The following is an 8,632-nucleotide window of genomic DNA, read 5'->3' as shown; positions in this document are numbered from 1 at the left end:
GGGGCAAGAAGCTCTCGGTACGGACGGTGAAGGCCCCAGGCTTCGGCCCCAAAGGCATCCACCGCTTCGTGCTGCCCTTTACCGTGTTTCTCAAGCTCAAGGACATCGGCGGCAATGTGCTGCCGGCATACCAGGAGGAGTTCGTCGACATCCCGATGCAGGCGCAGCAGGACGCGGCCTATCGGCAGCTGGCCAGCAAACTGACCGCGGAGCTTCGCCAGGCCCTAGCACGGCGAGATACCACCCTACTCGGGGTAGTGCTCAACGTGCTGCTAGCCTGGCCGGACTGCTGTTTCCGGCCGGAGGTGGTGAAACACCCCCGGACCCGGGACACCCTGGCCAGGGTCGACGCGATCTTCGACGAAGATCAGGCCAGCCCCAAGGAGGAGGCGCTGATCGAGCTGTGCCGTCAGGAGAAGGCACTGGGCCGCAAGGTGCTGGCCTACACCGTCTACAGCGGCACCCGGGACACGACCAGTAGGCTCAAGCGGTTGCTCGAGCAAGCAGGTCTGAAGGTGGCGGTACTGCGTGCTTCGGTGGACACGGCCAGGCGCGAGGATTGGATCCTCGACCAGGTCGACCGCGGCGTCGACGTGCTGGTCACCAACCCGGAGCTGGTGAAGACCGGTCTGGATCTGCTGGACTTCCCGACCATCGTCTTCCTGCAGACGGGCTACAACGTCTACACCCTGCAGCAGGCAGCGCGCCGGTCGTGGCGGATCGGTCAGAAGCAAGCGGTACGGGTGCTATTCTTCGGCTACGCCGGCAGCTCGCAGATCACCTGCCTGCAGCTGATGGCCAAGAAGATCGCGGTGGCTCAGAGCACGTCGGGAGACGTTCCAGAGTCAGGGCTCGATGCGTTGAACCAGGATGGTGATTCGGTCGAGATGGCGTTGGCGAGGCAATTGGTCAACGGCTGACTACAGCCCCTCTTCAGAGGGGCTTTTTATTAACAACTCCTTGTCGTCTGCTGAGACTGCGACCACCATTTGGGGCATGAGGTAAAAGCAGGTGAGTTACACGGTCGGCGAGCGTGATCATGGCAACGTCTGCGGACTGACCAACTGGCGGCGCTACCACCGCCGTGCCCAGGTGCTGCACGTCGAGCCCGAGCGCGCCGTGTCAAGGCTAAGAAGAGATGTCGCGCTGACAGCTAAGTAAAAATGTCATTATGGCCTTACGGCCGAGCCTAACTCTTATCTGAGTGACATCAATAGTTGGTACCTAGCTCTGCCTTTCTGAGAGTTAGATAAGCGTGTCATGTGCGCAGACTAGTCCGGCGCGTGAAGGTCAGGATGAATGCCGTTCGACCTCCTTGGGAGGTACATGAAATCGTGCCACCATGCGCTTGCATCAGTGACCGGGCAATCGCTAACCCAAGCCCTGCGTTCCCATCACCTTCGCGGCGTGCAGGATCCACCCGATAGAACCGGTCGAAGATCTTCGCCAGGTGCTCCGGCGGAATTTCGGGGCCGGGGTTTTCTATCCGAAGCTCTACACGGCTGCCATAGTCCTGGATGTAGACCTCAATCGTCTCTCCAGAAGGGGTATAGCGCAGGGCATTGGACAGCAGATTCGACACGACACGGTCGATCATCACGCTATCCGCAAAGATCAAGGCGCTTCCCGATGCCTTGAGCTGGATACCCTTATCCTCAGCCAGAAGCTCGTAGTATCCGAACAGCTTGCCGATGACCCTACCCAAATCCAGCTCGACCGGTTCAGGTACGATCAGGCCGTTGTCGGACTTGGCCAGGAACAGCATGCCGTCGATGATTCCCGACAGGCGATTGAGCTCTTCCAGGTTGGAGGTCAGATTCTCCTCGTACACGTCCGAGTCCCGCTTTTGGGCCAGGATCACCTCGGTATGAGTCCGCAGGTTGCTGATCGGGGTTCGTAGCTCGTGTGCGATGTCGGCAGAAAAATTCGATAGACGTATGAACGAGTCGTCCAGGCGACCGAGCATGGAATTGAAGGCGGTGATGAGCTCGCGTAACTCATCGGGCACGGGCTCCAGAGGAATACGCTCCTTCAAGGAGCCTGCGGACATCGAGGCGGCTGTCTGGGTCACCTTGGCCACCGGCCGCAGCCCATTCTTGGCAACCAGCCAACCAAGTGCGGCACTCAGCACGGTGCTGGCTAGCAGAACGCCCCAGAACCAGCGCTCCAGCATGGCGAAGAAGTGCATATGCGTCGTGACGTCCAGTACCAACCACATGGTCAGCGGAGCAGTGGCCTCCGACGACGAGACTGGCGCCTTCAAGGCCCTGAACATGTGTCCGTCACTTTCCCACTCCCACACGCCATCGTGCTCGGTCGCCTGAGCCAGGGACGGCACCGATGACTGGGGAGGCTCTGCAAAAAAGAGGCTTCCGTCAGCCTGGAGGAATACCGCGCTGAGATCGGGATGTGCTCCCAGTAGCGTGTGCCAGCGAATCTTGAGCTGGTCCGAATTCGCGCCGGGCTCTTTAGCGATCTGGGTGATCGCTTCCAGCTTTTCTTCCAGAGCCTGGGCATCCAGAGCACGAAAATGGTGGCGGCTCAGCTCGTTGAAAGCGATGCCCACGATGATGAGGACAGCGACGACCGCGGCTACAAACATGAGGCTGAGGCGGAAGGTAAGTGAACCTGGCTTCATCCTTCGTCCTGCACGTCTAGCCTGTAGCCCATTCCACGGCAGGTGTGGAGAAGTTTCGCCTCGAAGTCATCGTCAATCTTGGCCCTTAACCGCCGAATCGCCACCTCGATGACATTCGTATCGCTATCGAAATTCATGTCCCATACTTGTGATGCGATAAGAGATTTTGACAGGACCTCGCCTCGCCGACGCATCAACAACTCCAGCAAGGCGAACTCTTTAGCGGTAAGGTCAATTCGCTTGCCGCCCCGCGTGGCGCGGCGCTTGAGTAGGTCAACCTGTAGATCTCCGATCTGCAGGTTCGTTTGAACCGGCGGGCTGGCGTTCCCGCGCCTTAATAGAGTTCGAACACGTGCCAGCAGCTCTGAAAAGGCAAAGGGCTTGATCAGGTAGTCATCGGCGCCCAGCTCTAATCCTTTGACTCGGTCATCCACGCCATCCCTTGCCGTCAGAAACAGCACCGGTACCGACTGACCTGCAGCACGCAGGCGTGTTACCACCCCCCAACCATCGAGGCCGGGCATCATCACGTCGAGAATCAGCAGGTCATAGGCTTCAGTCTGCATCTGATCGATGGCATCCGTTCCAGTGACCACTCGATCTACCGTGAAGCCAGCCTCTCGCAGGCCCTGCTGCAGATAGATTCCTGTCTTGGGTTCGTCTTCGGCTACCAGCAGTTTCATGCTTCACCCTCGGGGACACGATCTTGGCGAGACGGCACGACGGGGCCAGGCAAACTTACTTCCCCGCTTCCATCTCGGGAGACAGCGTACCAAGCCAAGCAATCAGTCCTAGCACCAAAATGGCGGAGCCTAGCTCCAGTGCCATGCTGTAACGGATAGACCGTGCCGCACGCGTGTAATCGCCTTGGTGGACTGCTTGCTCCAATGCCGGGCTCAAGAGAAAGCGGTTGGCCGAAGCCAGCCCGATCATCACGACGAAAAGGCCCAGTTTGACCAGCAGCAGCAGGCCATAGGTGCTTTGTGCCAGACCCGTGATTTGGGGTCCGACGATGAGCAGATAGTTCATCACACCCGTGAAGACGATCAGCACCACGATCACCGCACCGGCTCGCTCAAAGCCGGTAAGCGTGCGCGAGAGGATCTGGACTGATGCCTGCGTTTCCGATTTGCTGGGCCGCAGCAATAGGGCAAAAGCCACCAGCGCGCCGAACCAGCCACCACTGGCCCACAGGTGGAGAATGTCTGCGCTGAAGTGCCAGAAGCGGCGCAAGCCTTCGTCCATAGCGCCGTGCCCAGTCCACGCCAGCGTGGCCAGCGCCACGCCTGCCAGCAGCGAAACCACGAGCAGGCTCGCTAATGGCCAACGAGGATTGAAGGCAATGGCCACAGCAGCGGCCACGAGGGCGGCCATACGGATAAGCCAGGCGGTGCCAAGCTCCGTCTCGGCGATCATCATCTCAACATGCGGTATGGCCTCGCCCCATTCCTCAACCCCGCTCATAGCCTTGGCCATTTGCACCATGGACACGACCGAGAGCAAGAGGCCCGTCGCCGCGCTTGTAGCCAGCAGAGGCAAGAACGGCAATACCATGCCCGAGCGGCGCTCAGGGCCACGCAAACTATAAAGGCCGAAGAGCGCCAGCCCGAACAGCATCATCAAATCGGCATACAACGCGAAGCGAAGTCCGATGCTGAACGGATCTTCCATACTTACTTGACCTTGAATGTCACGCTACCGGTGATGGGGTGGGTATCTGATGACACTGCCCGCCAATCAACCTTGTAGGTGCCGGCCGTCAACGGCGAGGCAGGTGCGATGACCATGGTCTTCGGATCACTGCCACCCGAAACAGCCGCCTTGACCGCCATCGGCGGATGCTCCATACCAGGCATCGCCGTCATGACCAGTTTCGCGCCGGAAAACTGAGTGACCAGGTTTTCAGAAAAGTGCAGCTCGATCTTTGCCGGGGCGGCGCCTTCAGCTCCTTCGGCAGGCGTCGAAGACACCAGCTTGGGATGGGCTTGAGCCAGGACGCTAAACAGCATTCCAGCGGCAAAGAGCGTTATGAAAGGTGCACGATTGAACATGCGAACTCCTACAGCCCAAGGGGCGTTCGTGGGGAATGAGATTTGGTGTCTGGTTAGAACCACATACGTACACCCAGGACCAGTCGGGCTTCGCTGCGGTCTTCCCCTTCCTCCCGGGCAAAATCGGCAGTGTTGCCATAGGAGCGGTTCCAGCTGACACCAATGTACGGGGCGAACTCTCGGTAGATTTCGTACCGCAAACGCACTCCGACTTCCGTCTCGGACAAGCCAGAGCCGATTCCGCGTTTTGGGTCGTTCTGCCCGTAAAAATTGGCTTCGGCGGTGGGCTGCAAGATCAGGCGATTGGTCAGCAGGATGTCGTAGTCGCCCTCCAGCCTCAACGCCGTTTGGCCACCCTCTCCGAGGAAAGCAGTCGCTTCGGCCTCGAAGTTGTATAAGGCCAGGCCTTGGAGGCCAAACGCGGCCCACGTCTGTGACGGTCCTGGTTTGAAGTCCTGCCGTACGCCACCAACCACGTCCCACCACGGGCCGATGGAGTGGCCCCACAACGCTTGTAGCTCGGCGGATTCGGTTTTGCCGTTGGAGCGCTCCCCCTCGGAGCGAATCCACAGCCGGTCAATATCCCCCCCTACCCAACCATTGACGTCCCAATTCAGCACACTGCCGTTATCAGCGTTCTGCCACTCAAGCTGATCGAACAACAGGAAGTAGTTGAGGGCATCGTCATGGACCGTATGACCTTTACCACTTTGATAGACGGCCGCCCGGTTGGCATCCGTAATGGGCGGAATAGGTGTGCGGCTTTGCGTGGGGGCTGCTGGCTTGCTGGGCGCCATGGTGGTCATTCCAGAGTCCATACCCTGCATCTGGCTGTGGTCCATGCCCTGCATCTTGGAGTGATCCATACCCTGCATCTGGCTGTGGTCCATGCCCTGCATCTTGGAGTGATCCATCCCCTGCATTTGGCTGTGGTCCATGTCAGAACTGACCGCTTCAGCAGCAAAGGCATAAACCGGTGCGATGGTGAAGCTGGTAACTGCAAGCAGCGAACAAACGTGGAGTCGATTCAACACGGTCACTGGCTTCACTCCTCTACCCGGACTTCGCGGAACATACCCATCTCCATGTGGTACAGCAGATGGCAGTGGTAGGCCCATCGCCCCAGGGCGTCGGCGGTGACGCGATAGCTGCGCTTGGATCCGGGTGGCATGTCGATGGTGTGCTTGCGAACCAGGAAGTTGCCTTCCTCGTCCTCCAGGTCGCTCCACATGCCGTGCAGGTGAATTGGGTGCGTCATCATCGTGTCGTTCACCAGCACGATCCTCACACGCTCCCCGTATTTGAGAACCAGAGGGTGAGCTTCGGAGAACTTGATCCCATCGAAGGACCAGGCAAACTTCTCCATGTGTCCTGTCAGATGTAGCTCGATGGTACGGCTTGGCTCGCGGCCATCAGGGTCTTCGAAAGTGCTTTTGAGGTCGGCGTAGGTGAGTACCTTGCGTCCGTTGTTACGCAGGCCCAGGCCGGGGTCATTCAATTTGGCGGTAGGCGTCATCGCCTGCATGTCGACCAGCGGGTTGTTCTTCTCACTCGCAGGATGACTTTGCATCGTCATGCCGCCCATTCCAGACATCGAACCATGGTCCATCCCCGCCATAGCGCTGTGGTCCATGCCCTGTACGGAGGACATCTTGCTGTGGTCCATGGCTGGCATGGGGCTGCCTCCCATGCTGCTCATGGTCTGCATATCATCACCGGCCGCCGAATTCGTACCCTTCATGCTGCCGTGGTCCATGCCGCCATGGTCCATACCGCCCATACCCATGTCGTCCATCGTGACCAAGGGGCGAGGATCAAGCGGAGGGACTGGAGCCACCAAGCCATCCCGCACGGCAAGGGTGCCGCGGGCATAGCCGGTACGATCCATTGACTGGGCGAAGACCGTGTAAGCCTCGCCTGTAGGCTCGACGATGACATCGTAGGTTTCGGCCACGGCGATACGAAGCTCGTCGACCTCAACCGGGTTCACGTAAAGACCATCAGACGCTACTACGGTCATTTTCAGGCCTGGGATACGGATGTCGAAGTACGTCATGGCGGAGCCATTGATGAATCGAAGCCGTAGCTTCTCACCAGGACGGAACAGGCCTGTCCAATTCATGTTCGGAGCCTGGCCATTGAGCAGGTAGGTGTAGGTTGCGCCGCTTACATCCGCAAGGTCCGTGGGATTCATCTTCATCTCAGCCCACATCTTGCGATCCGCCAGCGTCGCGGCCCAGCCCTTGTCAGCGACGTCGTTGACGAAGTCGCCAACGGTGCGCTTGTGGAAGTTGTAGTAGTCGGACTGTTTTTTCAGCGTGCGCATCAGCGAAGCCGGATCTTCATCCGTCCAGTCCGTCAGCATCACCACATGCTCACGATCGTATTTGAAAGGCTCGGGCTCCTTCGCCTCGATGACAAGGGGGCCGTAGACCCCTACCTGTTCTTGGAAGCCTGAGTGGCTGTGATACCAGTAGGTCCCGTTCTGTTGGAGCTTGAATTGATAAACGTACATCCCGCCCGGCTCAATGCCTGCGAAACTCAGGCCCGGCACCCCGTCCATGTTTGGCGGAAGGATGATGCCGTGCCAGTGAATCGAGGTGGCCGCATCAAGCTTGTTGCGCACGCGAAGCGTCACCGTGTCGCCCTCCTTCCATCGCAAAAGGGGCCCTGGCAATCCGCCGTTGATCACCATCGCTGTGCGACGCTTGCCGGTAATGTTCACTGGCATCTCGCCAATCGACAGGTCGAACTCCGTGCCCGTCAGAGTGCTGAGCGCCGTTGAGCCAGCTGCTGCCCAACTGGGAGAACGCCACAAGCCCAGTCCCCCCAGCATGCCTGCAGCCGCGAGGCCTTTGACGAAGGTACGTCGAGAGGTTCTTGATTCCATACGAGCAGGCCCTGGTAGGGAGGACGGCAGTGGCGCCGTGCACAGGAGTTAGAAGATTAGGCGGAAAGATGTCATAGCGCTTTGTAGGGCGCGATTACATTTCTGTAAGCATTAGGTGGCCGCTCCACTAGCAGCAAACCTTGCCGCCCTCATCCTTTTTTTCTTTAGACATCCCGGCTAGCCTCGGCTCGGCTTTTTCGCTTTGCGCTGCTTGTTGGGCGTCCATCATGCGAGTGAAGACGCGATCGGCGCCCCCTTCAGCAAAAGCAGACGAGGAAAGGGTGAAAGCAAGAGCGAGGAACACAGCTTTAGAAAGGTTCATGACGAAGCACCTCAGGCAAACACAGCGGCACATGCCGCGGACCACAAGGTAGCGCTGGAAAGCTTTCAGTAGACTGAGCCGAGGATTACAAAGTAGTCAGCTTTCGACCCGGAACCCTCGTATTCCAATGCCCTGTGCATACCTGTTGAGCGTATCGAGTGACCGAAATACCCTTACTACTTCGCGTCTAGAGCGGAGAGGAAAATGTCGGCTCTCTTTGCTGTAACGCACCTGCAATTGCCACCCATGGCCGTCGGGACCTGGAATTGCGCGCACGTCGTATGCGGCCCCGGCCGCTACAAGCGCACTGAGCCCTTCAGCGCTGATTGACTGACGCATGACGGCTACGCTTCGGAGGCCGGCTTTTATCGAGGGCAGCCACGATATCCTCCGGCATGAAATCTTTCGCCTTCTTCTTCGGCGGCTCTTGGCGCTGCGCTTTGGTTGGCTTTGGATTGCGAGGTACCGCTTGGGACCGACGGCTATCGCGCTGCTCTTGCATCCGCTGCGCGACCTGCAAGACGTGGCCCAGCCGCTTGTTTTCCACGATGGTGCCTTGGCTGACCTCAGGCAACTGATCCAACGTCTCGTAGGAAAAGAGAATCCCTGCTGAACGGACCTCAATCCGGCCGTCAGGGTAGTGATAGATCTCTGCGTATCGGCCTGCTAAAGCTCGTGCTTGTAGCGTGTCGTGCAGGACATAGAGACGTCTGTCGTACTGCAGCGTGAGG

Annotated in this window: 10 protein-coding genes; 2 read left to right on the top strand and 8 right to left on the bottom strand. The window is 58.8% G+C overall.

Going from position 1 to position 8,632, the window contains the following annotated elements; translation table 11 throughout:
- On the top strand, nucleotides 1-920 hold a 920-nt coding region (locus QMX82_RS11220; RefSeq protein WP_282283447.1), incomplete at its 5' end, for a helicase-related protein.
- A 91-nt stretch (nucleotides 921-1,011) separates the two neighbouring features.
- Complete coding sequence (locus QMX82_RS11215; RefSeq protein ID WP_155523359.1) at nucleotides 1,012-1,161, top strand: hypothetical protein; 150 nt, start codon at nucleotides 1,012-1,014, stop codon at nucleotides 1,159-1,161.
- 97 nt (nucleotides 1,162-1,258) lie between these two features.
- Here the strand turns inward: QMX82_RS11215 and QMX82_RS11210 are convergent, their stop codons facing one another.
- The 8 genes from QMX82_RS11210 to QMX82_RS11175 form a co-directional block, all read right to left on the bottom strand.
- Complete coding sequence (locus QMX82_RS11210) at nucleotides 1,259-2,638, bottom strand: heavy metal sensor histidine kinase (protein WP_044340845.1); 1,380 nt, start codon at nucleotides 2,636-2,638, stop codon at nucleotides 1,259-1,261.
- On the bottom strand, nucleotides 2,635-3,321 hold the full coding sequence (locus QMX82_RS11205; protein ID WP_044340846.1) for a heavy metal response regulator transcription factor: 687 nt from the start codon (nucleotides 3,319-3,321) through the stop codon (nucleotides 2,635-2,637). Before QMX82_RS11205 ends, QMX82_RS11210 begins: the two co-directional genes overlap by 4 nt.
- 55 nt (nucleotides 3,322-3,376) lie before the next feature.
- Nucleotides 3,377-4,309 carry a copper homeostasis membrane protein CopD gene (gene copD / locus QMX82_RS11200; RefSeq protein ID WP_044340847.1) on the bottom strand — a complete coding sequence of 311 codons (933 nt, stop codon included), beginning with the start codon at nucleotides 4,307-4,309 and terminating at the stop codon, nucleotides 3,377-3,379.
- Nucleotides 4,310-4,311: 2 nt separating this feature from the next.
- Nucleotides 4,312-4,689: a copper resistance system chaperone CopC gene (copC, locus tag QMX82_RS11195; RefSeq protein ID WP_058786663.1), complete on the bottom strand. Its 378-nt coding sequence runs from the start codon at nucleotides 4,687-4,689 to the stop codon at nucleotides 4,312-4,314.
- Nucleotides 4,690-4,742: 53 nt separating this feature from the next.
- The gene (locus QMX82_RS11190) at nucleotides 4,743-5,612 is read right to left on the bottom strand and encodes a copper resistance protein B (RefSeq protein ID WP_258196363.1); all 870 of its coding nucleotides are present in this window, start codon (nucleotides 5,610-5,612) and stop codon (nucleotides 4,743-4,745) included.
- A 122-nt stretch (nucleotides 5,613-5,734) separates the two neighbouring features.
- Nucleotides 5,735-7,579 carry a copper resistance system multicopper oxidase gene (locus QMX82_RS11185; RefSeq protein WP_058786664.1) on the bottom strand — a complete coding sequence of 615 codons (1,845 nt, stop codon included), beginning with the start codon at nucleotides 7,577-7,579 and terminating at the stop codon, nucleotides 5,735-5,737.
- 127 nt (nucleotides 7,580-7,706) lie between these two features.
- Complete coding sequence (locus QMX82_RS11180) at nucleotides 7,707-7,901, bottom strand: co-regulatory protein PtrA N-terminal domain-containing protein (RefSeq protein ID WP_058786665.1); 195 nt, start codon at nucleotides 7,899-7,901, stop codon at nucleotides 7,707-7,709.
- A gap of 316 nt (nucleotides 7,902-8,217) precedes the next feature.
- Nucleotides 8,218-8,484, bottom strand: coding sequence for a hypothetical protein (locus tag QMX82_RS11175; RefSeq protein WP_241493296.1), 267 nt, complete (start codon nucleotides 8,482-8,484; stop codon nucleotides 8,218-8,220).
- Between the last annotated feature and the right edge of the window lie 148 nt (nucleotides 8,485-8,632).

The sequence above is a fragment of the Pseudomonas sp. PS02302 genome, assembly GCF_029959585.1.
Classification (GTDB): Bacteria; Pseudomonadota; Gammaproteobacteria; order Pseudomonadales; family Pseudomonadaceae; genus Chryseomonas; species Chryseomonas aestiva.
Note: the sequence above shows the minus strand (reverse complement) of the source record. Positions and strands in the feature narration are given on the sequence as shown.

Excerpts from the sequence above, each read along its gene's own strand:
- QMX82_RS11210 (WP_044340845.1), bottom strand. The coding sequence starts at position 2,638 with ATGAAGCCAGGTTCACTTACCTTCCGCCTCAGCCTCATGTTTGTAGCC.
- QMX82_RS11205 (WP_044340846.1), bottom strand. The coding sequence starts at position 3,321 with ATGAAACTGCTGGTAGCCGAAGACGAACCCAAGACAGGAATCTATCTG.
- copD (WP_044340847.1), bottom strand. The coding sequence starts at position 4,309 with ATGGAAGATCCGTTCAGCATCGGACTTCGCTTCGCGTTGTATGCCGAT.
- copC (WP_058786663.1), bottom strand. The coding sequence starts at position 4,689 with ATGTTCAATCGTGCACCTTTCATAACGCTCTTTGCCGCTGGAATGCTG.
- QMX82_RS11190 (WP_258196363.1), bottom strand. The coding sequence starts at position 5,612 with ATGCAGGGGATGGATCACTCCAAGATGCAGGGCATGGACCACAGCCAG.
- QMX82_RS11185 (WP_058786664.1), bottom strand. The coding sequence starts at position 7,579 with ATGGAATCAAGAACCTCTCGACGTACCTTCGTCAAAGGCCTCGCGGCT.
- QMX82_RS11180 (WP_058786665.1), bottom strand. The coding sequence starts at position 7,901 with ATGAACCTTTCTAAAGCTGTGTTCCTCGCTCTTGCTTTCACCCTTTCC.